The 24,965-nt window shown below is 61.2% G+C and carries 23 protein-coding genes; 11 read left to right on the top strand and 12 right to left on the bottom strand.

Going from position 1 to position 24,965, the window contains the following annotated elements:
* Positions 1-4: 4 nt before the first annotated feature.
* Both ACY8D3_RS21280 and ACY8D3_RS21275 read right to left on the bottom strand, forming a co-directional pair.
* Positions 5-328 carry a flagellar hook-basal body complex protein FliE gene (locus ACY8D3_RS21280; protein WP_462380845.1) on the bottom strand — a complete coding sequence of 108 codons (324 nt, stop codon included), beginning with the start codon at positions 326-328 and terminating at the stop codon, positions 5-7.
* A 17-nt stretch (positions 329-345) separates the two neighbouring features.
* Positions 346-1,722 carry a sigma 54-interacting transcriptional regulator gene (locus tag ACY8D3_RS21275; protein WP_462380844.1) on the bottom strand — a complete coding sequence of 459 codons (1,377 nt, stop codon included), beginning with the start codon at positions 1,720-1,722 and terminating at the stop codon, positions 346-348.
* 453 nt (positions 1,723-2,175) lie between these two features.
* On the opposite strand from ACY8D3_RS21275, the gene ACY8D3_RS21270 reads away from it, so the two are divergent.
* The 7 genes from ACY8D3_RS21270 (at position 2,176) to ACY8D3_RS21240 (ending at position 8,527) form a co-directional block, all read left to right on the top strand.
* Complete coding sequence (locus ACY8D3_RS21270) at positions 2,176-3,015, top strand: FliM/FliN family flagellar motor switch protein (protein WP_462384489.1); 840 nt, start codon at positions 2,176-2,178, stop codon at positions 3,013-3,015.
* Complete coding sequence (gene fliN / locus ACY8D3_RS21265) at positions 3,012-3,386, top strand: flagellar motor switch protein FliN (RefSeq protein WP_462380843.1); 375 nt, start codon at positions 3,012-3,014, stop codon at positions 3,384-3,386. Before ACY8D3_RS21270 ends, fliN begins: the two co-directional genes overlap by 4 nt.
* The gene (gene fliP / locus ACY8D3_RS21260; RefSeq protein ID WP_462380841.1) at positions 3,383-4,138 is read left to right on the top strand and encodes a flagellar type III secretion system pore protein FliP; all 756 of its coding nucleotides are present in this window, start codon (positions 3,383-3,385) and stop codon (positions 4,136-4,138) included. The genes fliN and fliP overlap by 4 nt, the downstream gene beginning before the upstream one ends.
* A 91-nt stretch (positions 4,139-4,229) precedes the next feature.
* A complete protein-coding gene (locus tag ACY8D3_RS21255; protein WP_462380840.1) occupies positions 4,230-4,502 on the top strand; it encodes a flagellar biosynthetic protein FliQ in 273 nt (90 codons plus the stop codon).
* A gap of 2 nt (positions 4,503-4,504) precedes the next feature.
* Positions 4,505-5,302, top strand: a complete 798-nt coding sequence (fliR, locus tag ACY8D3_RS21250; RefSeq protein WP_462380839.1) for a flagellar biosynthetic protein FliR — start codon at positions 4,505-4,507, stop codon at positions 5,300-5,302.
* Positions 5,295-6,434, top strand: a complete 1,140-nt coding sequence (gene flhB / locus ACY8D3_RS21245) for a flagellar biosynthesis protein FlhB (RefSeq protein WP_462380838.1) — start codon at positions 5,295-5,297, stop codon at positions 6,432-6,434. The genes fliR and flhB overlap by 8 nt, the downstream gene beginning before the upstream one ends.
* Positions 6,431-8,527, top strand: coding sequence for a flagellar biosynthesis protein FlhA (locus ACY8D3_RS21240; protein WP_462380837.1), 2,097 nt, complete (start codon positions 6,431-6,433; stop codon positions 8,525-8,527). The genes flhB and ACY8D3_RS21240 overlap by 4 nt, the downstream gene beginning before the upstream one ends.
* A 2-nt stretch (positions 8,528-8,529) precedes the next feature.
* On the opposite strand, the gene ACY8D3_RS21235 is transcribed toward ACY8D3_RS21240, so the two are convergent.
* Both ACY8D3_RS21235 and ACY8D3_RS21230 read right to left on the bottom strand, forming a co-directional pair.
* Entirely contained in the window at positions 8,530-8,871 is a 342-nt protein-coding gene (locus ACY8D3_RS21235; RefSeq protein ID WP_462380836.1) for a PilZ domain-containing protein, read from the bottom strand.
* 243 nt (positions 8,872-9,114) lie between these two features.
* Positions 9,115-10,197: an acyltransferase family protein gene (locus tag ACY8D3_RS21230; protein ID WP_462380835.1), complete on the bottom strand. Its 1,083-nt coding sequence runs from the start codon at positions 10,195-10,197 to the stop codon at positions 9,115-9,117.
* Between the two features lie 715 nt (positions 10,198-10,912).
* On the opposite strand from ACY8D3_RS21230, the gene aguA reads away from it, so the two are divergent.
* Both aguA and ACY8D3_RS21220 read left to right on the top strand, forming a co-directional pair.
* Positions 10,913-11,971 carry an agmatine deiminase gene (gene aguA / locus ACY8D3_RS21225; RefSeq protein WP_462384487.1) on the top strand — a complete coding sequence of 353 codons (1,059 nt, stop codon included), beginning with the start codon at positions 10,913-10,915 and terminating at the stop codon, positions 11,969-11,971.
* Positions 11,972-12,054: 83 nt separating this feature from the next.
* Positions 12,055-13,764 carry an amidase gene (locus ACY8D3_RS21220; protein ID WP_462380833.1) on the top strand — a complete coding sequence of 570 codons (1,710 nt, stop codon included), beginning with the start codon at positions 12,055-12,057 and terminating at the stop codon, positions 13,762-13,764.
* A gap of 131 nt (positions 13,765-13,895) precedes the next feature.
* Here the strand turns inward: ACY8D3_RS21220 and ACY8D3_RS21215 are convergent, their stop codons facing one another.
* From ACY8D3_RS21215 to ACY8D3_RS21195, 5 genes are all read right to left on the bottom strand, one after another.
* The gene (locus tag ACY8D3_RS21215) at positions 13,896-15,431 is read right to left on the bottom strand and encodes an APC family permease (protein WP_462380832.1); all 1,536 of its coding nucleotides are present in this window, start codon (positions 15,429-15,431) and stop codon (positions 13,896-13,898) included.
* 61 nt (positions 15,432-15,492) lie between these two features.
* Positions 15,493-16,248 carry a gamma-glutamyl-gamma-aminobutyrate hydrolase family protein gene (locus ACY8D3_RS21210; protein ID WP_462380831.1) on the bottom strand — a complete coding sequence of 252 codons (756 nt, stop codon included), beginning with the start codon at positions 16,246-16,248 and terminating at the stop codon, positions 15,493-15,495.
* A 44-nt stretch (positions 16,249-16,292) separates the two neighbouring features.
* Complete coding sequence (locus ACY8D3_RS21205; protein ID WP_462380830.1) at positions 16,293-17,570, bottom strand: NAD(P)/FAD-dependent oxidoreductase; 1,278 nt, start codon at positions 17,568-17,570, stop codon at positions 16,293-16,295.
* 22 nt (positions 17,571-17,592) lie between these two features.
* Positions 17,593-19,086 (bottom strand): aldehyde dehydrogenase, encoded by a 1,494-nt coding sequence (locus tag ACY8D3_RS21200; protein ID WP_462380828.1) that lies wholly within the window; start codon positions 19,084-19,086, stop codon positions 17,593-17,595.
* 11 nt (positions 19,087-19,097) lie between these two features.
* Positions 19,098-20,480, bottom strand: coding sequence for a glutamine synthetase family protein (locus tag ACY8D3_RS21195; RefSeq protein WP_462380826.1), 1,383 nt, complete (start codon positions 20,478-20,480; stop codon positions 19,098-19,100).
* Positions 20,481-20,692: 212 nt separating this feature from the next.
* On the opposite strand from ACY8D3_RS21195, the gene ACY8D3_RS21190 reads away from it, so the two are divergent.
* Complete coding sequence (locus ACY8D3_RS21190) at positions 20,693-21,577, top strand: LysR family transcriptional regulator (RefSeq protein WP_462380824.1); 885 nt, start codon at positions 20,693-20,695, stop codon at positions 21,575-21,577.
* 21 nt (positions 21,578-21,598) lie between these two features.
* On the opposite strand, the gene dksA is transcribed toward ACY8D3_RS21190, so the two are convergent.
* The 3 genes from dksA to ACY8D3_RS21175 all read right to left on the bottom strand — a co-directional run bounded on the left by dksA (position 21,599) and on the right by ACY8D3_RS21175 (position 24,000).
* On the bottom strand, positions 21,599-22,003 hold the full coding sequence (gene dksA, locus ACY8D3_RS21185; RefSeq protein ID WP_462380823.1) for an RNA polymerase-binding protein DksA: 405 nt from the start codon (positions 22,001-22,003) through the stop codon (positions 21,599-21,601).
* A gap of 226 nt (positions 22,004-22,229) precedes the next feature.
* Positions 22,230-22,637, bottom strand: a complete 408-nt coding sequence (locus ACY8D3_RS21180) for a hypothetical protein (RefSeq protein WP_462380821.1) — start codon at positions 22,635-22,637, stop codon at positions 22,230-22,232.
* A 907-nt stretch (positions 22,638-23,544) separates the two neighbouring features.
* Positions 23,545-24,000 carry a multidrug/biocide efflux PACE transporter gene (locus ACY8D3_RS21175; RefSeq protein WP_462380820.1) on the bottom strand — a complete coding sequence of 152 codons (456 nt, stop codon included), beginning with the start codon at positions 23,998-24,000 and terminating at the stop codon, positions 23,545-23,547.
* An 85-nt stretch (positions 24,001-24,085) separates the two neighbouring features.
* Between ACY8D3_RS21175 and ACY8D3_RS21170 the strand changes: the two genes are divergently transcribed.
* Positions 24,086-24,961, top strand: coding sequence for a LysR family transcriptional regulator (locus tag ACY8D3_RS21170; protein ID WP_462380818.1), 876 nt, complete (start codon positions 24,086-24,088; stop codon positions 24,959-24,961).
* The last annotated feature ends 4 nt before the right edge of the window (positions 24,962-24,965 follow it).

The following is a 24,965-nucleotide window of genomic DNA, read 5'->3' as shown; positions in this document are numbered from 1 at the left end:
TCCGTTACAGCGGCATGCGCATGATGTCATCGAAGGCAGTGGTGAGCTTGTTGCGCACCTGCAGCAACGCAGAGAAGGACACGCTGGCCTTCTGGCTCTGGACCATGGCCCCCACCAGATCCTCGCTGTTCCCGCTATCGACGGCTGTCATTGCACTGGCGGCCTGGTGCTGTTCAGCGTCGACAGCGCGCAAAGCGGTGATGAACGAAGCACCGATAACGGGGCCGTTCTCAGCGGTCGCTGCTTTGATGGGCTGCCCTTCTGCGGCGCCCGCCAGGGCCTGCATCTGGGCCAGCATCCCGCCCCGGACCTGCTCGATCGAACTCATGGATATCTCCTGATAAATCAAAAATCGATTTGAACGCCCTGCTCGCGCATCGCGTTCAAACGGTAGCGGAGTGCACGGGGCGTCATGCCCAAGCTGGCGGCAGCCTTGGCCTTGTGTCCGTCGAAGCGGCGGATGGTATCGATGACATGTTGGTATTCGGCCCACTTGCCGCTGGCCTTCAGGGCCGCCTTGCCGCTTTCGCTGAACAGCGCAACCGGGCGGCCAGTGGTCACGGGCGTACTCACTGCCACGTCGAAGCCGAGATCCTGTGGCTGGATGTAAAGACCATTACGCAGCACGAGCGCACGCTGAATGGTGTTCTCCAGCTCGCGTGCATTGCCCGGCCAGTCATGGGCGATCAAGGCGCGGCAGGCGGCGTCGGTGAGCAGATTCTGGTGGCTGTCCCGGGGGGCATACTGGCGGATGAACCGCTGTGCCAGCGGAAGAACATCCTCCTTTCGCTCGCGAAGGGGGCTGATATGCAATGGCAGCACGTCGAGCCGGAACATCAGGTCGGCGCGGAAGCGGCCCTCCGCCACTTCGGCCTGGAGATCCCGGTTGGTAGCGGCAATGATCCGCACATCCAGCTCGATGTCCTTGCGGGCACCCAGACGCTCTACCCGTTGCTCTTGAAGGACACGCAACAGCTTGGCCTGCAGCCCTAGAGGCAACTCGCCGATTTCATCGAGCAACAACGTGCCGCCATTGGCCAACTCGAACTTGCCCGGCTGGGCGGTGACCGCGCCGGTGAACGCGCCGCGCTCATGGCCGAACAATATGGATTCGAGCATCTGTTCGGGTATAGCCGCGCAGTTGACCGCGATGAACGGCGCATCCGGACTGCCCGAGAACCGATGGATATAGCGGGCCATCAGCTCTTTTCCGGTGCCCGTCTCACCTGTGATGAGAATAGGCGCCCGGGTCGACGCTACGCGCTGCGCCATGGCCAATAAACGACGGCCCGCATGCGAAACTGAAACGATGCTGTCATCAGGAACATTCGACTGTTCCTGGCGGCGGAGAAGAGACTCAAGTTGAGTCTGACTGAACGGAGAAAGCAAATAGTCGACACAGCCAAGTTCGAGCAACTTTGCCGCGCTGTCCTGATCGGCATATTGAACGATAGGAACGACGTTGATATGCCGAGCCTGCTGAACAAGGTTTGCAACCCGCCCATAAAGCGTAGCGGGAGACAGGCTGCCAACAAGAAGAAAGATCAAGGCAGCGTTCGACAACGATGTATCTGAGATGGCCTCCAGCGATTCGAAGGCCACTATCTCGCAGTATTTGGTGCTCAGGCCGGCAGCCAATAGCGAATAGGCCGCGTCGTCCTTACGACCGACCACGATGATTCGCTTTCGCTCGCTGGAGATTTCGAAGTCGAGGTCACTCATGTAACGGACGGCGTGACTGGATCTTTTCAACTACTTCACCCTGGCTATCGTCGAGCGGTCTGGCCCGCGGCGCTGTCGGAAAAAAGGAAAAAAATTTAAGCGGAGCGGAACTTAAGTCGCTCTTCGTGGACCAATAGCAGGATCAGCACCTGCGATGCATCCACGCTCTGGATCAATGGCGCGCACGCTAGCAACCCCCGCCCGTTGCAGCGAATCAGATCTGCTTACTTCAGCTCAAAAGTCATCAGAGCGCGTCAAGGATGCACTTTTGACAGCTATTGATTTAATCAGACGCACCCGCCTGCCTATCCTTCTTCCATGTCGGCGCTCGTCCTCCTGTATCGCCGCGATACAGCGATAGCGAGCGGACCACTCCCGACATTTCCACTTCCGGCCCTGCGCATGCAGCCACGCCGGTGTGCATCGTTAATATTCGGAAAGCAGTGTCGCAACATGTCTGGTCAGTCCAAAGTCCATCATGGCGTAACCGCTGACAGCTTGACTGTTCTAAAGCCGCAGAAGCTGGGACGGCACTATCACCGCATCCCGAAATACATCACGGAAGTCACGCACAAGTACCCGCGATTGATTAGCGACTACTTTCTGCGCAACTACCGGATCAATATTGAACTGCTGCGTGTAGACGTTCAGGAACAACTGCTCAATGCGCCCGCCTGCATCTATCGATCCGATATAGGCAAAATCGGTTTTGCCATAGATCGCGCACTCCTGACCGAAGCGCTCGAATGCTATTACGGCGGCATGAGCGTGCCCGGAAAAGAGACACCGCCGGTGACCACTTCCGAACAGCGTATGCGTCATCGCCTTGGCATGGATATCAGCTATATCTTCGTCCGGTCGTTATTGGGCGGCGAAGCGCTGGGCACGCTGGAAGAATATGAAAACGACTACGAGGTCACCGAGTGGGAGTATGTGGTTCAGTTCGAATACACCAGCCACCTCACTGGAAATACGTCGTCAATTTTTATTTATCTCGACACGCAGCTGGCCGATGAACTCATCGCGCGGCTTGCCGGACCCGCTCCGGCTCGCATGCCCAGTAATCCCGAAGACAGCATCAAGCATCTTCCCGTAACGCTGGAATGTATCGTCGCTGCCGCTCAGATGCCGCTCTCCGAAGTACTGAGCCTGGCACCAAATGATGTGCTCCTGATGCGGCCCCTGGATCGTTACGAGATCCGTGTGGCCGGCCAGAAACTGTTCCGCGGTACCGTCTTTGAAGAAGACGGAGGCCTGTTCCTTACTTCCCTTGAAAGCGTGAAGACCCCATGACCAGCACCCTGTCCGATAACGACTTCGAAAGCCTGCTCAAGGAGGGGGATGTGAGCCTTGAGCCCGAGGCCGGCGACGAAAAGCCTGCCGCGACGGCCCCTGCCCAACCTGCGCGCCCTGATCTCTCGTTCTTCGGGAAAATCCCCGTAAACGTAACGCTGGAAGTCGCGTCGGTCGAAGTCACGCTCAAGGAATTGATGGAGGTCGAGCCATCGAGCGTCATCGTCCTGGATAAGTTGGCAGGTGAGCCCCTGGACGTGAAGGTCAATGGCGCGCTGTTCGCGAAGGCTGAGGTGGTCGTAATGAACGGAAACTACGGTTTGCGGATCATCGAGCTGTCAGGTAACGGCCTGGATGCGCTTGCGCCATGAACACGCGTCGGCTGGTCTGCATTGTGCTGTTCGCGCTAGCCGGCTATTTCCCCATGCTGGCGCAAGCAGCGGGCGGCGACATCACGCTGTTCGAGCTGAACGATACAGAGAACGGCCAGGAGTTCTCGGTCAAGCTCCAGATCCTCATCGTGATGACGTTGCTTGGCTTCCTTCCGGCCATGCTGATGATGATGACGTGCTTCACACGCTTCATCATCGTCCTTGCCATTCTCCGCCAGGCGATTGGCCTGCAGCAAAGCCCGCCCAACCAGGTACTCATCGGGATCGCGCTGGTCGTTACGCTATTGGTCATGCGCCCGGTGTGGAACGAGATCTATACCGAAGCGTTCGAGCCTTTCCAAAACGATGACATAACGCTCGAGCAGGCCCTTGGGGTAGGCAAGCAAAGCCTGTCTGGCTTCATGCTCGCACAGACGAACAAGACGTCACTCGAAACGATGGTCGCACTGGCGGGAGAAACGGTCCCGGAGAACGTGGAAGACCTGGACTTTTCTCTCGTCCTGCCTGCGTTCGTGCTGAGCGAGCTCAAAACGGCGTTTCAGCTCGGCTTCATGATCTTTGTGCCCTTCCTGGTCATCGATCTCGTGGTGGCGAGCGTGCTTATGGCAATGGGCATGATGATGCTCTCACCCATGATGATTTCGCTGCCGTTCAAACTGATGGTCTTCGTGCTCATCGACGGCTGGGCACTGATGATCGGTACGCTGACGACCAGCGTACAACCGTTCTAGCGGCCGCCGTGCGTGCATGCCGGCCGACTGGCCGCCACCCATCCTTACCCTGCAAGCCTGGATTCCAGGCCTGCCTTAGCGAGCCTATGCCATGCTGACCCCGGACGGCGCCGTTGCCATTATCGCCAATGCAGTACAGGTGATCGTCATCGTGGTCAGCGTATTGGTGGTACCGAGCCTGATCGGGGGCCTGCTGATCAGCATTTTTCAAGCGGCCACTCAGATCAATGAGCAGATGCTCAGCTTTCTACCGCGCCTACTGATTACCCTTGGAATGCTGGTGTTCGCAGGCCACTGGATTCTGAGCACGCTGAGCGACCTGTTCATCGAAACGTTTCATCAGGCGTCTCGGCTGGTCGGCTAGCAATGAGCAACGACGCATTGATGTCCGTTACCGGGTACATGAACGGGCTGCTCGCCTACTGGTGGCCGTTTTGCCGGATCATGTCGGTATTCGCCTTCGCCCCGATGTTCAATCACAAGGCGATTCCGCTGCGCGTGCGCATTCTCCTTGCACTGGCGGTAACCGTAGCCCTGGGCGCCGCGTTACCCACGCCTCCATCGATCGATCCGCTCTCGGCATTGGGCCTACTCACGGCGTTCGAGCAGATCACGATGGGGTTATTACTCGGTGTCTCGCTAGCCTTGGTTTTTACGGTCTTTGCCTTGGTAGGCGATATCGTGTCGACGCAGCTTGGGCTGTCGATGGCGGTCTACAACGATCCCGTCAACGGCGTGTCTTCGTCTTCGATCGTCTATCAGCTGTATTTCATCCTGCTGATCTTCCTGTTTCTCGCTGTCGACGGACATCTCGTGACGGTAAGCATCCTCTACCAGAGCTTTCTATATTGGCCGGTAGGCTCAGGCGTGCACTGGACAGGGCTTGAGACCCTTGTACAGGCACTGGCGTGGGTCCTTTCCGCCGCGCTGCTGATTGCCCTCCCGATGGTGTTCTGCATGACACTCGTGCAGTTCTGCTTCGGCCTGCTCAACCGTATTTCTCCAGCCATGAACCTGTTTTCGCTAGGCTTTCCGATGGCGATCCTCGCGGGCCTGGTGCTGATTCTGGTGACACTGCCCAACCTGTCCGAAGGCTATCTCCACCTTACACGCGAACTTCTTGGCAATATTGGGCGGATGCTCGAAGGCGGGCCGCGTGTCTGAGCAAAACAGCAGCCAGGAAAAGACGGAAGAAGCCTCTCAGCAAAAGCTGAAGAAGAGCCGTCAGGATGGCCAGGTAGCGCGCTCAAAGGACGTTGCCACAACCGTCTCGCTGCTGGTCACGCTTTTGATACTCAGATGGAGCGGCGAGTGGTTTTTCGAAGGGTTGAAGCAAAGCTTCACCTACTCGTTCGTAGATTACTCGCGAAGCGAGATCGGCCTGAACGATCTGAAGCTCGTGCTTCTGCACAATTTGCTTGTATTCATGGCCGTGCTGGTGCCGCTTCTAATCACACCGCTGCTGGTAATCACCTTTGGCCTGGTACCGGGTGGCTGGGTGTTCTCGGCCAAGAACTTCGCGCCGAAATTTTCCAAACTCAACCCGATCACGGGGATCGGCCGGATCTTCGGCGCGCAGAACTGGACCGAGCTCGGCAAGTCGCTGCTCAAGATCGCGGTGCTGCTGACAATTGCCGCCTGGCAGTTGCACTACGCGGCCCCGAGGCTCATGGCTCTGCAGCGAACGGACATCTACACGGCCATCAGTAGCGCCTTCTCCCTGACGTTCGGCCTCGCCATTGCATTGCTGTTGGTGTTTCTGCTTTTCGCGCTTATCGACGTTCCGCTCCAGCGCTTCTTCTTCCTCAAGAAAATGCGCATGACCAAACAGGAACGCAAAGAGGAGCATAAAAATCAGGAAGGCCGCCCTGAAGTCAAAGCGCGAATACGCCAGGTCCAGCGGCAAATGGCGCAGCGGCAGATCAATAAGGTGATCCAGACGGCCGACGTGATCATTGTGAATCCCATCCACTTTGCCGTCGCGATTCGCTACGACAGCAAGAAGGCCGAAGCGCCCTATGTAATAGCCAAGGGCGTCGACGAGATGGCGCTCTACATACGCAAGATGGCCAATGCGCATGCCCTGGAAGTCGTTGAGGTGCCGCCGCTCGCCCGGGCCATTTACTTCACCACCCAGGTCAACCAGCAGATTCCCGCGCCGCTCTATACCGCCGTGGCGCATGTCCTGACCTACATCCTTCATCTCAAGGCCTGGAAGCAAGGACGGCGCGGCAAGCCGACCCTGCCTGAGACGCTGCCGATTCCCGATGATTTGCTGAAACGAGGCCGACCATGAACGTCCTGCACGCCCTAATGCCCACCTTGCGCAGCGGCCGAATCGGGATCCCGGTGATGATCCTGTCGCTGCTCGCCATGATCATCCTGCCTTTGCCACCGCAGATGCTGGATATCCTGTTTACCTTCAACATCGCCATGGCGGTGCTGGTTCTACTGGTAAGCGTGTCCTCCAAGAGTCCGCTGGATTTCTCGCTGTTCCCTACCGTGATTCTGATCACCACACTCATGCGGTTGGCGCTCAACGTGGCGTCCACCCGGGTGGTACTGCTCGAGGGTCACAGCGGAAACGGCGCGGCTGGCAAGGTAATCGAGGCGTTTGGTGAGGTCGTCATTGGCGGCAACTTCATCGTCGGCCTGGTGGTGTTCGTGATTCTGATGATCATTAACTTCATCGTAATCACCAAGGGCGGCGAGCGTATCTCGGAGGTGACGGCGCGCTTTACCCTCGATGCGCTGCCAGGCAAGCAGATGGCGATCGATGCAGACCTCAACGCCGGCCTGATCAACCAGGACGAGGCCAAGGCACGCCGCCAGGAGGTCTCGAAGGAGGCAGACTTCTACGGCGCAATGGACGGTGCGTCCAAGTTCGTCAGGGGCGATGCCATTGCCGGCATCCTGATCCTGCTGATCAACCTCTTCGGCGGCTTCGCCATCGGCGTTTTTGCCCATGGGTTGCCAGCCGGCGAAGCTTTCCGCCAATACGCACTGCTGACCATCGGCGACGGCCTGGTCGCACAGATTCCTGCGCTCCTCCTCGCCACTGCGGCGGCCATCATCGTCACGCGGATCAATGAGGCCACAGAGATAACGGACCAGGTCCGGCGGCAATTGCTGGCGTCTCCCGCGACCCTGTTCACCGTGTCGGGCATCCTGGCGACCCTGGGACTTGTGCCTGGAATGCCACACCTGGCTTTTCTTGGCTTTGCGGCTCTGGTCGGATTCATTGGCTGGCGCGTCTCACTGCGTGAGCCACCCGCTTCGGGCGCGGACCTGAAAGAGATTCAGTCGCTCAGCGACGCCATGCAACAAGAGAAGGCCAAGAGCCTGGCCTGGGAGGACATACCGCTGGTAGAAAGACTGTCCATCTCGCTCGGCTACAAGCTCGTTGGACTGGTAAACGAAGCCTCGGGCGCACCGCTTCCCCAGCGGGTACGTGGTGTGCGACAGACGCTCTCCGAACAGCTCGGCTTTCTGCTGCCGGAAGTGCAGATACGCGACAGCCTCCGGCTGAAGGCATCGCAGTACGATATCTACATCAATAGCGAGAAGATCGAGAGCGCGGAGATCCACGCCGACCGGCTCATGGCGATCCCCTCTCCGGACCTCTATGGCGAGATCGATGGCATCCTGGGCCATGACCCGGCGTACCGGATGCAGGTGGTATGGATCCAGCCTACGGACAAGTCCCGCGCATTGAACCTTGGCTACCAGGTCATCGATTGCGCCAGCGTCGTAGCTACCCACTTGAACAAAGTCATCCGGGAGCATTTGCCGGAGCTGTTCAAGCATGACGACGTGGAGCACCTCATGAAACGTTTGGCGCTGCAGGCGCCCAAGCTTGCGGAAAGCCTCAAGGGGCAGCTGTCGTTCACTCAGCAGCTACGCGTCTATCGGCAGTTGCTCCAGGAAGAGGTCCCACTGCGCGACATCGAAACCATTGCGAGCACGTTGCTGGAAAGCAGCGAATCGACCAAGGATCCGGTTCTTCTGGCGTCCGATGTACGTTTCGCTCTGCGCCGTAGCATCGTAACGGCAATCGCCGGTGACCGACCGGAGCTGGCCGTATTCACCTTGGACAATACGTTGGAGAACACCCTTCTGAACGCCCTTGCCATCGCTCAGCAGGCGGGCCCCGTCAGCCTTGATAACATCCCGGTCGAGCCGAGCCTGCTCAACCAGTTGCAGCAGCTCATGCCGGTGGTCAAAGAGAAGCTGCGCAAGGATGGGCACCCACCGATTCTCGCAGTGATGCCTCAGCTAAGGCCGCTACTGGCGCGCTATGCGCGCGTGTTCAGCCCCGGACTGCATGTGTTGTCTCAAAACGAGATTCCCGATCGGGTCGGCGTGAACATCCTGGGCACCCTGGGGTGATATCACCATGCGCCCTGTCGGCGCTTGAGCAATCCCTGGACTAGTGTGGCGAAATCGGGCGACGGCCTGTCCAGGGAGAAGCCCATCTCGAAACTACCACGGCGGCTGTCGCGCCGGGACCATTGGCAGAGTACGGTCACCTGAACATCGCGAACCCACTCACCGTGTTCAGGCACATGCAAAGTCATGTCGTAGCAGCCGCCGACGACCAGCGGCTCGCTTGAAATCAGCCGCAGGCCTCCGAGCGAAAGGTCTCCAAGGAAGCCCATGGCGTCACCGCTCAAGCGGTTGGTAACCCGGATCGAAGATATATGTCGGTAGGAAACCCGTCTGTGCTGGCGCATGTGCTCCCCTTCTGCGGCCTCGAAGGCGCCTGGCCTGACCCCGATTCACGTGGACATCGGGGCCGGCGTCGATGTGATCACCAAGCAAGGCGACCAAATGGCGCTGTCCATTAAGCGGTTCCAGGCGTAGTAACCCATTCAGAGGCAAATGCCGGCGAAACCATAGAGCCTTCACAGGCATGCGCATCGGCGGGCACAACGGCGCAAACCGCCGCGACCTCAATCGTGGTCATGCATCAACCATTAACCGCGAACTGCCGCGCCCACCGTTCCTTTCCGCTTGCCCCTGAGCGGCAGGTAAAGCCAGCCGAGCGGGCGGATGCGCTGCACAGCCAGGTGGATAACGAGCGGTGCCAACAGCCCGATCGCGAAGGAAGCCGGCGCCGCAAGCGCGGGTTCGATGCTGAGGTGCGTTACCATCACATGATGGCTTTTGGACTGGAACAGCGAGTGGAAGATCAGGATGAGCAGGCTTGCCTCCCCTAAAAACGCCAGTACACGCGTGGCGATACCGGGGCGCTGCGCCAGCCGGTGGGAAAGCGCCAGGCTCAGATAAATGCCAGCGAACGCAATAGCCGTCGTCTCGAGGGCATTGCCGTAGAAGCGCTTGTTCAAGTCCATGCTGTGGTCGCCCAAGGCATGACCGCCGACGAAGACGGCTATCGACAGAAGCAGAACGCGCCGTGAGCCCTGAAAATTCTGGACGGCTTCTCGCATGTAATAGCCGACCAGGAAGAAGCCTAGCGTGACGGGCACCAGGTCGACACTCAGAGGAAGACCCGGCGCGCCATGGCCCGCCGTGGTCGGCTGGAGTGGCAACGCCCAGATGCCGAAGGCGAACAGTGCGGCCAGCAGCACATGGCTCAGCTTCGACGCCATCGGCACGCGCTCACTCAACCGCAACCAGCACCAGGCGGCCAGGCTCAAGACGAAGAGGTGCGGCAGGAACCAGAGCGGCGCCCAGTAAGCGGTAATGCCGGACTGTTCACCATACAACGACCAGAGGCTACCGCCCGTGGCGAAAGTGATCTGGCTGAGATACTCGATGGGATCGAACGGTTTGGTGATGGCAATTGCCGCACCGAAAGCCATCAGCGTGACGAGATAGGGCTTGAGCAGCGCGTCGGACTTCGAGCGGGCGAGACCCGTCAAGGTCTGCTGAGGCCGAAAGAAGATCCCGGAGAGGAAGAAAAATAGCGGAAGGTGAAACGAATAGATCAGATCGAACAGCTCCCCCTTGGGGTTGAAAACGATCCAGTTGTGTCCGATCACTACCAGCAAAATGCCCAACCCACGGGCGACATCAAGGTGCAACAGCCGAGTCATGCGCAGTTTCCATGTCACGCGGACCGGATACTGCGCGGTCAGCTTCCGGCTTGGCCGGGTGTCATTGTTCAGGTCCGGGAGACCGTTGGCGCGTTCTGACCGGGCTCGACGGCCTTTGTTCGGGCGCCTAAATATCCCGTTACATGTGCCAGCGCGATGCTATCGCCCGCAATGGCTTTGCACCTCCATCGTTCGTACTAACGTTAACGCCACCCAGAAGACGTGTGGAATGACTCTCCCGACAATGCCCCGACGCGATCGAGCCGTATGCTTGTTAACAGCGCTGAGTCTCCGGCCCGGACGACATGTAAATACCCCCGATAACTGATGCCCTGACCCGCCAGAGCAAAAAACTGTGCCGACAGCCCCCTACCCAATGCCTGCCTGAAAACGGCCGTTTGCCAATCTGCAATGACACGGCCAACCGGCAAGCCACTCGCCTCACACCCTTGCGCTGGCGAAAACTTGAATTTCAAATACGCCCATACAGATTGCGCTGCTGCACACTTATGCTCCACCGGTTGAGCCCCTTCGGCTTACGAACCTGCGCCTGCCCTTCCAGCGTGCAGTCCGATAGTTGAGACTGTCGGCCTGATCACCGGGCAGGCGCAGGCTGCACCCCTCGCAACGCGGTCATTCGATAGCTTGCTCGAATAAAAGGAGAACACGCGTGCCGCATACACTGACCCGAACACCCCGCGAAGACGGCTTCCATATGCCCGCCGAATGGGCGCCTCACAGCCAGACCTGGATGGTGTGGCCGGAACGCCCGGACAATTGGCGCCTCGGCGGCAAGCCAGCGCAGCATGCTTTCGCGACGGTGGCGAAGGCCATTGCCGAATTCGAACCCGTCACGGTCTGCGTGTCCGCTGCGCAGTATGAGAACGCCCGCGCGCGGCTTGACCATCCGGATATTCGTCTTGTCGAAATCACGACCGACGACGCCTGGGTTCGTGACACAGGCCCGACGTTCGTTATCAACGACAAGGGCGACGTGCGCGGGGTCGATTGGGCCTTTAACGCTTGGGGCGGTTTCGATGGCGGGCTGTACGCGCCCTGGCAACGCGACGACCAGGTCGCTTCGAAGATCCTCGAAATCGAACGCTGCGCCCGTTACCGCACCGAGGGCTTTGTACTCGAAGGTGGGTCGATCCACGTTGACGGTGAGGGCACGCTTGTCACGACGGAAGAGTGCCTGCTCAACCGCAATCGCAATCCGCACCTGACCCGCGAGCAGATCGAGCGCGTACTGGCCGATCACCTCGCCATCGATAAGGTGATCTGGCTGCCCGAAGGTCTCTACAACGATGAGACCAATGGCCATGTGGATAATTTCTGCTGCTACGTGCGCCCTGGCGAAGTGCTGCTCGCCTGGACGGATGATCCGGAAGATCCTAACTACCCGCGTTGCCAGGCGGCGATGAAGGTGCTGGAAACCGAACGAGACGCCAAGGGCCGCGCCCTGACCGTCCACAAGATCCCGACCCCGGGGCCGCTGCATGCGACTGATGAGGAATGCGAGGCTGTGGATAAGGTGGCCGGCAGCCAGGAGCGTTCTTCCAGCGTTCGCCTGGCGGGCTCGTACGTGAACTTCCTGATCGTCAACGGCGGCATCGTCGCGCCGCGCTTCGATGACCCGCGTGACGATGAAGCGCGCGCGATTCTTGAGCGCATCTTCCCGGACCACCGCGTCGTGATGGTGCCCGGCCGCGAGATACTGCTCGGTGGTGGGAATATTCACTGCATCACCCAACAGCAGCCCCGCGGCGCCTAAGGCGCCGTTCCAGCACCGACAGGCACGGCATCGCTCCCGAACGCGCAGCGATGCCGTCCTCGCCATCACAGTGGTGACCCACCATGATTGAAGTAACCGAACGTTCCATTTCCGAACTGCGCGCTGCGCTCGAGTCGGGGCAGACGACGGCTGTCGAACTGGTGCAGGCCTATCTTGCCCGCATCGACGCGTACGATCCGCCAGGCACCGAAACCGCGCTGAACGCCGTCGTGGTCCGTAACCCCGATGCGCTTGAAGAAGCGCGCGCCTCCGATGCTCGCCGCGCGAAGGGCGAGACCTTGGGCCCGCTTGACGGCATTCCCTATACCGCCAAGGACAGCTACCTGGTCAAGGGCCTGACGGCCGCGTCCGGCAGCCCTGCGTTCAAGGATCTCGTTGCACACCGGGATGCATTCACCATCGAGCGTCTCCGCCAGGCTGGCGCGATCTGCCTGGGTAAAACGAACATGCCGCCCATGGCCAACGGCGGCATGCAGCGCGGCGTCTATGGCCGCGCCGAGAGTCCCTATAACAAAGACTACCTCACCGCCCCCTTTGCCTCCGGCTCTTCAAACGGTGCGGGTACGGCGACGGCCGCCAGCTTCGCCGCGTTCGGCCTCGCCGAGGAAACCTGGTCGAGCGGGCGTGGCCCGGCATCGAACAACGGGCTGTGCGCCTACACGCCTTCGCGCGGGGTGATCTCGGTTCGAGGGAACTGGCCGCTGACCCCCACCATGGACGTGGTCGTGCCCTACGCCCGCACCATGGCGGACCTCTTGGAAATCCTCGACGTCGTGGTGGCCGATGATCCCGACACCACGGGTGATCTCTGGCGGCTCCAGCCCTGGGTGCCGATTCCGAAGGCCTCCTCCGTACGGCCTGATTCCTACGCGAGCCTCGCGGCGGATGCTGGCGCGCTGGCCGGCAAGCGATTTGGCGTACCAAAGATGTACATCAACAAGGACGAGGCAGCGGGCACGAGCGAGAAGCCCGGCATAGGCGGGCCGACCGGCCAACGCATCCACACGCACCCGTCCGTTATTAGGCTGTGGGAAAGCGCCCGCCAAGCGCTCGAAGCTGCGGGGGCTACGGTCGTCGAAGTGGACTTTCCGATGGTATCGAACTGCGAGGGCGACCGCCCCGGCGCGCCTACCGTCTTCACCCGCGGCCTGGTCTCGAAGGCGTTTCTGCACCACGAACTGTGGGAGCTGTCAGCATGGGCGTTCGATGACTTCCTGCGCGTGAACAACGACCCGAAGCTGAATCGTCTTGCCGACGTCGACGGCCCGCAGATCTTCCCGCATGACCCGGGCACCCTGCCCAACCGTGAGGACGATCTCGCCGCCGGGATGGATCAGTACGTGGTGATGGCCAAGCAAGGCATCACTCCGTGGGATCAGATTCCTACACTACCGGACGGCCTGCGTGGCCTTGAGCAGACGCGCAAGATCGACCTCGAGGACTGGATGGAAGACCTGGGGCTGGATGCGGTGATCTTCCCTACGGTAGCGGACGTTGGTCCTGCCGATGCGGACGTAAACCCGGAGTCGGCGGACATCGCCTGGAGTAACGGCGTATGGGTCGCCAACGGGAATCTGGCGATCCGTCACCTGGGCGTCCCAACCGTGACCGTGCCGATGGGCGTCATGGAGGACATCTTCATGCCGGTAGGCCTGACGTTCGCTGGGCGTGCCTACGATGACGCCAATCTGCTTCGCTTGGCTTCGGCCTACGAATCCACCGGATCGAAGCGTCTGGTCCCGCCACGCACCCCGCCACTTAGCCACAAGTAAGCCATGCGTGCCACTCCGTCTCAACGGCGGTGTGGCATCAGCCGCACCCTTCTTCTCCCTCCAAAATGCGCCGAAAAGATACAAAAAAGGCGCCGGGCACAGGGCCGGGCGCCTTCATGTTCTGCTTCGACTCAGTCCTTGGTCACCACCGGGAGCGTATCGCCCACGAAAAACGCGGGCGTGCGCCACCGTGCATAGAGCATCAGCACGAGACCCAGCAGCAGGATCACCACCGCAATGATGAACACGAGACCCAGGCCGCCGATATGCGAACCGCTGCCGAACTCGGGTGACATGCTGTCGTAGGCGGTCTGCCAGAAGATGACCGAGAGCATCGCTGCACCCACCAGCGGACACAGACCGCGCATGAAAAAGTGCCGTACGCTGTTGAAGAGGCTGTGCCGGAAGTACCAGACACAGGCGAACGCCGTCAGCGCATAGTAGAAGCAGATCATCATGCCGAGTGCCGTGATGGTGTCGGCGAGCACGTTGTCACTGAGCGTACGCATTGTCACGTAGAACACCCCCGTCGCCACGCCCGCGGCGATCGTCGCGTAACGCGGTGTGCGCGAACGCGGGCAGATGCTGGCGAAGCGTTGGGAAACGGCGCCGTAATACCCCATCGCCAGCAACGTGCGCGCCGGTGAAATGAAGGTGGATTGCAGTGACGCCGCGGTGCTGGCCAGCACCGCCACAGACATGAGGATCGCCAGCGGCCCCATGACCGGCCCCGCGAGGTGAGCAAACACATTCTCCTGCACGGCCGGGTTGCCGAGGCCCAGGCCCGTTTCGCCAATGCCGGCGAACTGCAGCGTCGCGGCCGCGGTGAACAGGTAAAGGGCCAAAATAACCAGTACCGTGATGGTCGCCGCGCGGCCGGGCACATGCTCGCTGCCCACCGATTCCTCGCTGACCGTCAGGCACACGTCCCACCCCCAGAAGATGAAGATCGAAAGCGACAAGCCGGCCGCGAACGCCGAGAACGACTGGATATTGAACGGGTTGAACCACTCGGGGTGAAACACTACCGGTGCGCTATCCGGCGCCGCCTTGAAGGCTGCGATGGAAAAGCCGATCAGCACGACCAGCTGCATCGCCACCAGCCCGTACTGCACACTCATTGTCATGCCGATGCCGCGACAGCTTATCCACACGGCCAGCGCGATGAAGGCGCAGCAGGTGGTGATATTCACCAGCAGGTTGTGCCTGAGTTCGGCCAGGTCGGCCCAGCCGGTGAGCTGCGCCAGAAAGAGGTAGAAGAAGTCCACCGCGACCCCGGCCAGGTTGGACAGCACGATGGTCGTCGCCGTGACGAGTCCCCATCCTCCAATCCAGCCGATCATGGGTCCGAAGGCGCGGGACGACCAGGTGAAGGACGTACCGCTGTCGGGTTCGGCCGCATTGAGCTCGCGATACCCGAGTGCCACCAGCAGCATCGGCAGGAAGCCGACGATGAAGACAGCCGGTAGATAGACGCCAACCTCGCGGACAGTGGGCCCGAGTGCGCCGGTCAGGGTATAGACCGGCGCGATGGTCGAGATACCGAGCACGATGCACGCCAGCAGTCCGACCTTACCCTGGGCCAGGCCTTTCGTGGAAAGCGTGTCAGCCGGACGATCCGACGCCTTGCGCTGGGTGCCGGTGGCTACCCCCGTATATTCACTCATAAGCCTCTGTCACTCTCTTGGAATTATTGTTCAGAGCCGCTTGCGCCGGGTCGGCGTACCTTCATCGCCCGTGACGTGCCTCGGCGTAGGCCTGACAGGCCCGTTTGAACGCCTGGAACAGCGCCAGGGATTCGGGGTTCTCGCTGATACGCCATTCGGGGTGCCATTGCGCCCCAATAACGAAACCCGGGGCTTCGCGGACCGAAACGCCTTCAATCAGGCCATCCGGTGCAACCGCCTCGACGTGCAGACCAGGCGCCAGCCGATCGATGCCCTGACTGTGCAGCGAGTTGACCTGGAATTCGGCCGGCAGGCCGATCTGCTCGAATACGCCGCCCGGTTGCAGACGCAGGGCATGTTGAGGTGCGTACTGCTCTGTCAGCGTGCCCTCCTGCGGCTCGCGGTGATCCATGAAGCCAGGCAAGTCCTGCACGCGCTGATGTAGCGTGCCGCCCAGGGTTACGTTGAGCTCTTGGAAGCCCCGGCAGATGCAGAACACCGGTACGCCCTTATCGATCGCCAGACGCAACAGCGGCAGCGTGTTGGCGTCGCGCTCGGCATCGTGCTGAGTACCCGGAAGGCTCGGCGTACCCTGGTAATGGCGCGGCTCGACATTCGACGGCGAACCGGTGAACAGCAATCCGTCGAGCTGCTCGAGCAAGGCATTCGGGTCCGTCGGTGTGCTACGCGCTGGCAGCACCACAGGAATGCCCGCGAAGGCGGCGGCTTCGACATATTTGTCGCCTACCGTGTGGGAATCATATTTGCCGAGCTGTTGCCGGCAGGCCGTAACACCGATCAAGGGCATGCGGGACATGGTTATCTCCTCAGAAACCGCCAGGCGATCCAGGCGGGAAAGCGTCAAATGCCCAGCCGATCACGCAACTGGTAGTAGGCCGCCCCCATGGCGGTGAACGGGACGCGCATCAGCTGCCCGCCCGGGAACGGGTAGTGCGGCAGCGAAGCGAGTGCATCGAAACGCTCGGCCTGGCTGCGCAGGGCCTCGGCCAGTACCTTGCCGGCGAGGTGCGTGTAGGTGACGCCGTGGCCGCTACAACCCTGTGAGTAATAGATGTTGTCGCCCAAGCGACCGACCTGCGGCAGGCGAGACAGGGTCAGGAGGAAGTTGCCTGTCCAGGTGAAGTCGATCTTCACGTCCTTGAGCTGTGGAAACGTCTTGAGCATCTTCGGGCGGATGATGGCCGCGATGTCGGCAGGATCGCGTGCGCCATAGACCACACCACCGCCATAGATCAGGCGCTTGTCGGCGCTCAGGCGGAAATAGTCGAGCAGGTAGTTGCAGTCTTCGACGCAGTAGTCCTGCGGCAACAGGCTGTGGGCCAGCTCGTCCGACAGCGGCTCTGTGGTGATGACCTGCGTGCCGCAGGGCATCGACTTGGCGGCAAGCTCAGGCACCAGCCCGCCGAGGTAGGCATTGCCGGCCACGACGACGAAGTTCGCCCGCACCTGACCATTGGGCGTATGCACCACGGGCCGTTCGCCACGGTCGATCCGGGTCGCGGGGCTCTGTTCGTGGATTGCGCCGCCCAGGCTTGCAACCGCAGCCGCTTCACCGAGCGCGAGATTGAGCGGGTGGATATGACCGCCGCTCATGTCGAGCATGCCGCCAATGTAGCGGTCTGTGCCGACGACTTCGCGGATCCGCTGCTGGTCCATCAACTCGAGCTGGGTATGACCGTAGCGCTCCCAGAGCTTTTTCTGCGCTTCGAGATGGCCCAGCTGTTTGGGCGTGATCGCGGCGAAAACACCGCCGTCCTTGAGGTCGCATTCGATACCGTAACGCGCAACGCGATCACGAATGATCCGCGCGCCCTCAAAGGCCATGTCACCCAGCAGACGCGCCTGTTGGGCCGGCACCTGACGCTCGATGGCGTCGATGTCCCGGCTGTAGCTGTTCACGATCTGCCCGCCATTGCGGCCCGATGCGCCGAAGCCGACGCGCGCGGCTTCCAGCACGGTCACGCTGAAGCCGTGTTCGAGCAGAAACAGCGCCGTGGACAACCCCGTGTAACCGGCGCCGATGACGCAGACATCGGTATCGACAGACCCGGTCAACGCGGGGTATTCGACCTGCTGATTGCGCGATGCCGCGTAATAGCTGCCAACGTGATTCTTCATGGAGACTCCTCTTGCGGCCGGATCAGAGCTTGATCCAGGTCGCCTTCAATTCGGTGTACTTGTCGAACGCATGCAGGGACTTGTCGCGGCCATTGCCGGACTGCTTGAACCCGCCGAACGGTGCCGTCATGTCGCCGCCGTCGTACTGGTTGACCCAGACACTGCCAGCGCGCAACGAACGCGCCAGGCGATGGCCGCGAGACAGGTCGCGCGTCCAGAGCGCCGCCGCCAGGCCATAGGGCGTGTCGTTGGCGATTCGCACGGCCTCGTCTTCGCTATCGAAGGCAATGACCGAGAGAACCGGGCCGAAGATTTCTTCCTGCGCAATGCGCATGGCGTTCTCGACGCCATCGAATACGGTCGGTGCGATATAGCTCCCGCCGGTTTCGCGCAGCGCCTGCTCGCCGCCCGCGACGAGCGTGGCGCCATCCTGTCGGCCGGACTCGATGAAACCCAGCACGGTTTGCAGGTGGCCGTCGTCCACCAGCGCGCCTACGCGGGTTTCCGGATCAAGCGCGTGCCCCGGACGCCACTGCTGCAGCGCCTCGATCACCATTGGCAGGAAGCGATCCTTGATCGAACGTTCTACCAAAAGGCGTGAACCGGCAATGCAGACTTCGCCCTGATTGAATGCGATCGCGCTGGCGGCGGCTTCGGCGGCTGCCTGCAGGTCCGGCGCATCGGCAAAGACAATGTTGGGGCTCTTGCCACCGGCTTCCAGCCAGACGCGCTTCATGTTCGAACGCCCTGCACAGACCAGCAAATGCTTGGCGATTCGCGTCGAACCGGTGAACACCAGCGTATCGACGTCGTCGTGCAGCGCCAGCGCTTCGCCGACGGCATGACCGTAGCCCGGCAGCACGTTGAACACACCGGCCGGAATGCCCGCCTCGAGAGCCAGCGCCGCGATACGGATCGCGGTGAGCGGTGACTTCTCGGAAGGCTTGAGAATGACCGAGTTGCCGGTCGCCAGCGCCGGGCCGAGCTTCCAGCACGCCATCATCAAGGGGAAATTCCACGGCACAATGGCGGCCACCACACCAACCGGCTCCCGGGTCACGAGGCCAAGCTGGTCGTGGGGCGTCGGCGCTACTTCGTCATACACCTTGTCAATGGCCTCGGCGCTCCAGCGGATCGCGTTGGCCGCGGCCGGTACGTCGATGCTCAGCGAATCGCGAATGGGTTTACCCATGTCCAACGTTTCAAGGAGCGCCAGCTCTTCAGCATTCGCCAGGAGGCGATCGGCGAATGCAATCAGGATGCGCTTGCGCTGTGCCGGGGCCAGGCGCGACCAGTCGCCACGGTCAAAACTGGCGCGCGCCGCCTGAACGGCCTGCTCGGCATCTTCTGCCATGCAGCTGGCGACGGTACCAAGGAGGCGTCCGTCCACCGGGCTGATGTTCTCGAAAACGCTACCGCCCAAGGCTTCCCGGTAGGTGCCGTCGATGAAAGCACGGCCTTCGATCTGCAGGCTCTCGGCACGGTGGGCCCATTGCTCACGGGTCATGTTCGTCATGGTGCGACTCCTCAGACCGTGTGCAGGTACCAGTTGTATTCCAGGTCCGAGATGGTGGTCTCGAACTCCTGCAGCTCGGCCTCTTTGCACGCCACGAAGATGTCGATGTAGTCCGGGCTGATGTACTGATTCAGCACCTCGCAATCGTCAAGCTCGCGCAGGGCGTCGCGCAGGTTGTTGGGCAGGCTCTGTTCGAGCTGCTCGTACGAGTTGCCACCAATAGGCGCACCCGGCTCGAGCTTGTTGGTCAGGCCGTGGTGAATGCCGGCCAGGATCGAGGCCATCATCAGATAGGGGTTGGCGTCGGCGCCAGCGACGCGGTGCTCGATACGTACAGCATCCGCACTGCCGGTCGGTACGCGGACGGCCACGGTCCGGTTGTCCAGGCCCCAGCTCGGTGCGTTCGGTACGTAGAACTGTGCGCCGAAGCGACGGTAGGAGTTCACGTTCGGGCAGAGGAAGGCCATCGAGGCCGGCATGGTCTCGAGAATGCCGGCCACCGCGTGACGCAGCGGGGCGTGCTGTTCAGGGTCTTCGCTGGCAAAGATGTTCTCGCCGGTCTTCTTGTCGAGCAGCGAAATGTGCACGTGCAGACCGTTACCGGCCTGGCCGGGATACGGTTTGGCCATGAAGGTGGAATCCATCTCATGGTCGTAGGCAATGTTCTTCACCAGGCGCTTCAGCAGCACGGCGTAGTCACACGCTTTGATCGCGTCTTCGACGTGGTGCAGGTTGACTTCGAACTGAGCCGGCGCACTTTCCTTCACGATGGCGTCTGCCGGGATGCCCTGCTCCTTCGCGGCTTCGAGCATGTCCTGCAGGCAGTCCACGTACTCGTCGAGATCATCAATCAGATAAACCTGGGTGGAGACCGGGCGCTTGCCGGAAATGGGCGAACGCGGCGGCTGCGGACGGCCGTTCACGTTTTCCTGGTCGATCAGGTAGAACTCGAGTTCGAACGCGGCGCAGATGGTCAGGCCCAGCTCATCGAACTTCTGCACGACCTGACGCAGCACCTCGCGGGGGTCGGCGAAGAATGGCGTGCCGTCCAGTTCGTGCATGGTCATCAGCAATTGCGCCGTTGGACGCTTTTGCCAGGGTTCGTTGCTCAGCGTGTTCGGGATCGGATAGCAGATGCGGTCGGCATCGCCGATATCCAGGCCCAGGCCGGAGCTCTCCACCGTCGACCCGTTGATATCCAGCGCAAACAGCGAAGCCGGGAGGTTGATTCCTTTTTCGTAGACCTTGTGCAGGCTGGCCCGCTCGACACGCTTGCCGCGCACGATGCCGTTCATGTCGGTGATCAGGAGATCGATGAACTGGATTTCGGGGTGAGCCTTGAGAAAGGTATTGGCTTCGTTGAGTTGTATGACGCGGGGAGCTAACGAGTTCATGGATATACATCCTTTGCGCTGAGGCGCTCCAGCAGAAGGCATCGCTTCACTGGCCTGGCAGCGTATTTGTATTTGGTGTTCAGCTGCTGGCACCGGCTTCAGGACGGCGTTGAGGGCCGGAAATCGGTGCGTTTGATTCGAAACTGCGCCCCGAGTATAAGTGGGCGTACGCGCAGGCTATATCGGCGTATCAGAAAAGGAAGATTGCATCCGTGCAATATCAGATTTCCCACGGTGACCTCGCCCTGGTGCTCGCCCTGGTCCGTGGTCGCACCCTCGCTCGCGCAGCCGAGCAGCTTCATGTCGATATCTCTACGGTCTTTCGCGCCATCCGCAAGCTGGAAGCGAACCTGGAAGTGGCGCTTTTCGAGAAAGGTCGGCGCGGCTACACACCCACCCAAAGCGCCAAGGCGCTGGCTGAGCAGGCCGAGCGTGCCGAGCAGGCGCTCGAAGCCGCCCGTATTGCGCTACAGCAGGGTGAGAACGTGATCAGCGGGACGGTGCGCCTGACCTGTACCGATGCGGTCTTTCGCAGCTTGCTCGCCCCCTGTCTGGCTGACCTGATGCCGCGCTACCCGGCCATTTCGCTGGAGGTGGGCACGTCGAATACCTTCGCCAGCCTCAGCCGCCGCGATGCGGACATCGCCATTCGCCTGTCGAATTCGCCGCCCGAGCACCTGATCGGTCGGCGCCTGGGCAAGAGCTCGTATTTCGTCAGCGGTCATGCGAACTATCGAGAGGCGTATCAGCAGGCGCCCACCGAGCTGCCCTGGATCGCACCGGATGATTCGCTCTCGGACCACGTATCCGTCACGTGGCGACGGCAGGTGTATCCCGGTGTCACGCCTCGGCATCGCTGCAGCAGCATGTCGTCGGTGGAGCGCCTGGTCAGCGCGGGGTTGGGCGTCGCCGCGCTTCCCGATTTCCAGCTCAATGACGAAGCCGGCGTCGAGCGGCTCGGTGAAGCCCTGGAGGGTTGCGACACGGATATCTGGCTGCTGACACGGCCGGACAACCTGTCGCTGCGCTCGGTACAGGTCCTGTTCGATGAACTGGCCGGCGCGCTGCGGTCCCGGCTGGAAAGCAAGGCCGGCTGAACAGCCTCGCCCGGGCCGGGTTCAACGGTCGCGCAGGTGCCGCTCCTTGCGCTCCTGACGCTCCTTGGCCTCGATGCTCAGCGAGGCGGTCGGGCGCAGCAGGAGGCGCTTGAGGCCAATCGCCTTACCGGTCTCCTCGCACCAGCCATATTCCCCTCGCGCGATGCGGTCGAGCGCTTCGTCGATCTTGTCGAGCAGCTTCTTCTCCCGCTCCAGCAGGCGGAGCTGCCATTGGCGCTGCTCTTCGGCGCTGCCAATGTCTGCGGGGTCGCTTCCGGGCGGCGCATCGCGCAGGCCTTCGAACTCGCCATCAATTCGGTCCTGAAGCTCCTGTCGTTGTGTCAGCAGCAGCGCGCGAAAGAACGCCCGCTGCTCGTCGTTCATGTAGTGCTCGTCCGGTTGCGCTAGAAGCTCTTGTTCGGTCATGAGGGGCTCGCCAGTGACGACGGACACGAACAGGTGTGGCGTTGGACCACACCGTCGTATCAGTCAGGTAAGGAGTAGCCGGCCCGCATCAGGCTCGGCGGCGATTTAGGTTACATTATAACAATAAAGTTCGAGCGACATATCGGCAGAGCCGTGCCTGGCTCGCCTTGAAGGCGGCCCTGTAATCGAGGTGGCGTCTTCGCCTTCATACAGTGGGCGAAGACGGTCAGTCGCAGCCTTTCACCCGGTTGCAGGTCACGCGGCTGCGCTCACCTGATGATGAGGAAATGCGGCTGATGACGTTCCAGCCGAAGCTGCGGGATACGCCGTACCAGACATTGCCGTCGCTGCTGATGCCGCCCAGCAGTTGGACCCGACCAAGACTCGTGCTCGTTTGCGCCCAGGACAGGCCCGTCACGCCGTCGTGACCGCGCAGGAAAATGTCATTGCCCTGCAGTGCCATGCCGTAATAACCGCCATGACCATCGTCACAGTGCAGCAGGGTTGCACTGCGCACGCAGCTGGCCGAGGCCAATCCGTCGAGCCGCGGGATTTCAGCGTGAGCGGCACTGGCGAGTGCGGATGCCGCCAAGGCCAGAAGCAGACGTTGCCATGAGGAAACGAAACTGGACATGCCGCACCTGTTCAAACGGGAACCGAGGGGATCATGCAGCAAGTGGATGACAGTGCCTACCATCGAAGCATGGGTGGAAACGCCGCGCAACCCATCCGCATCGGCGCCCTGTGTTTCCAGAGGGCTGCGTTTCTGGTGAGCTGAAGCCGCCCTGCAGAAGCTTAGACCGTAGGGAGGGTTAGCAACGCGTAACCCACCGGGCGCTTGGCGCCGCAACGGTAAGGCCTGGCCTAAGCTCACTGTTCGAAGAGCAACGCCGTCAGGATTTGAACGTTAGGTGATGAACCGGAACTCGTTCGAGGTAAACGGTGGAAGCCCTTCGGCCCTGCATAAAGGTAGGTGACTTTAGCCATCGCGGTCGTGAGTCACCGGATCGAAGCCTACCCATTACCGCGTCGCTTGGACGCCTGGGTTTCGGCCCTTACGGCCGAGTTACTTTTTCTTGCCTGGCCAAGAAAAAGCTAACCAAAAAGAAGGCCACCCCTGCATACGGCCCTTCGCTACGCTCCGGGTGCCCTCGCTCCGTCACTGATCCAAGGGCACGCTGAGGCGGGCCATCCCTGGCCCGTCTCAGCTCTCGCGACTTCCCTGTCGCTCAACCCTTTCCTCAGTGACTCCACTCAGCCTCCTGAATGGGACCCCGCGCGGCGTTTGGATAATTGCGGCTTGCTTTCAAAGACGGAGTGCAAAGGCGCTTTCGAGGTATAGCCCGTAGGGTGGATTAGCGACGCGTAACCCACCGCAACGATAGACCCCACTGCGCGTAATCGTCGGGTGTTGGCCCGTTTCCGGAGGGAGGCGTTCCCGTATTTGGTTGGCGCATGGATAAGCGCGTCGTTCGCGGTAAATGGTGGAAGCCCTGCGGGATTCCACCCTACCTGCATCAGCCGACCCCCTTAATGTCAGGTCAGGCCTGGCATTGAGGCTGGCCGGCCCTTCTCGACAGGACCCGGGCCCGGATCGTGTCGTATGCCCAGTTGTAGCCCATGGTGTACGGCAGGAAGAACAGGATCAGTCCGATATCCAGCCAGAACGCCGTCATCAGGCTCACCGAAAGCCACCAGGCCGCCAGCGGCACGAGCAGGAAGATCAAGCCAAGCTCGAACAGCAGGGCGTGTGACAGCCGCGCGAGGAAACTGCGTTCGAAGCCCCAACGGCGCTGAGCACCATCGAAGAGAATGTTGAAAACCAGATTCCAGAGCATGGCGATCATGGAGAACATCAGCGTCAATGCGCCCATCTGAGCCAGTGGCTTGTCCATGACCCATGCCAGCGCTGGCGCACACACCGCCACCGCGATCACTTCGAATAGCACGGCGTGGAAAATACGTTCGGATGGCGAACGATCGAGACTCGATTTCATAAGGCACACATGGTTTCTTTCGCAAGGGCCGCTATAGTCATCGGATTAACCGCCAAACACCAATTAGCTGCCATCGTATAAACCGATGAATATCTCGCCCGAAGCGCTCGAAGCGTTTGCCTATGCTGCGTCCACCGGCTCCTTCAGCGCGGCTGCCCGCCGGCTCGGCAAGAGTCAGTCGACGATCAGTGAAGCGATTGCCCGCCTGGAGATCGACCTGGGCGTCGAACTGTTCGTCCGCCATACCCGCAAGCTCACGGTTACCGAAGCCGGGCAGGGTTTGCTTGGCCATGCCCATGAAATCCTCGATGCCATGGAGCGACTGTCTCGCCATGCCGGCCATCTCTCCGCGGGCCAGGAAGCAAAGCTCACCCTGGCGCTTTCCGATGCCTACCAGCAGGGCCAGTACGAAGCGCGCCTGACCGAACTCAACGAACGCTTCCCGGACCTGGAATTCGAATGCCTCATCGCCGAGCGCGCAGACGTGCTCGACCTGGTCAACCAGGGCCGGGCGCAGCTGGGCCTGCTTACCGCGCAGGCGCACTACGCTGCTGACATCGCGCACGCACGGCTGACACATTCGACCGAGTTCGGCGTGTTCGTCGCCTGCAACCATGTGCTCACCGAGGCCACGCCGACAAAGGCGCATGAATTGGGGCGCTGGCGCGCATTGCGACTGTCAAGCGTAGCGATCAGCGACGAGCCGAATGAAGACCCGCTACCCTCAGGCCGCCAGTGCTGGTCCGCTCCGGACTACCTGTTGCTCCTGGAAATGGCCGCGCTGGGCTTCGGCTGGGCCATCCTCCCCCATCCGCTCGTTCAGGCCTATGGCAATGGGCGGCTGCAGGAATTGTCCCTGCCGGGTTGGCCACGGCAGGTCTCGGTTGACCTGGTGTGGTCGCGCCTGCGGCCATTGGGTCCAGTCGCGACCTGGTTGCAGGGCCGCCTGACGATGAGCTGAGCCT

The sequence above is a fragment of the Pseudomonas sp. Marseille-QA0892 genome (assembly GCF_054950135.1).
The sequence above is the reverse complement of the archived record's forward strand: the minus strand, read 5'-3'. Positions and strand labels throughout refer to the sequence as shown.